This is a genomic window from Streptococcus sp. 121 (genome assembly GCF_016458205.1).
Lineage (GTDB): Bacteria > Bacillota > Bacilli > Lactobacillales > Streptococcaceae > Streptococcus.
The window spans coordinates 1-665 of record NZ_JAEMED010000086.1 but is presented as its reverse complement, the minus strand read 5'-3'; the positions used below and the strand labels follow the sequence as shown (position 1 = coordinate 665).

The 665-nt window shown below is 38.3% G+C and carries 1 pseudogene; it reads left to right on the top strand.

What is annotated here, in order from left to right:
• The first annotated feature begins 49 nt into the window (after positions 1–49).
• A pseudogene (gene tnpA, locus JEQ21_RS09825) lies at positions 50–523 on the top strand (IS200/IS605 family transposase).
• Positions 524–665 lie beyond the last annotated feature (142 nt).

The window sequence follows — 665 nt, the reverse complement described above, 5'->3', positions numbered from 1 at the left end:
TAGATATGGTTTCCCGACCACATATCATAACATGAAAGGAGTCCCCCTGATGAAACAGGACAATAATAGTTTAGCACATACCACATGGAATTGTAAGTACCACATAGTTTTTGCTCCGAAATATCGTAGACAAATTATTTATGGAAAATACAAAGCAAGTATTGGACAAATACTACGAGAATTATGTGAACGAAAAGGTGTAATAATTCATGAGGCAGAAGCTTGAAAGGATCATATTCATATGTTGGTAAGTATTCCACCAAAATTAAGTGTTTCATCGTTTATAGGATATCTTAAAGGAAAGAGCAGTTTAATGATATTTGATAGACATGCCAATCTCAAATATCGATATGGCAATAGAAAATTCTGGTGTAGAGGGTATTACGTAGACACAGTTGGTAGGAATCAGAAGCGAATAGAAGAATATATTCGTAATCAATTACAAGATGACGTGATAGCGGACCAATTAAGCATATTCGAGGAGTACGATCCATTCACGGGTCAGAAAAATATAAGGAAGTAGAACAGAAAGGAACCCGCTAGCCGGGTCAGCTGGAGAAGTGGTGCATAAGGGAGACCATTCGGACAAGCCTTTAGGTTTTGGCCGGTAATAGAGGCTTTCAGCCGAAGAACAAACCACCCGTTTTCACGGGTGGTTTTGATTA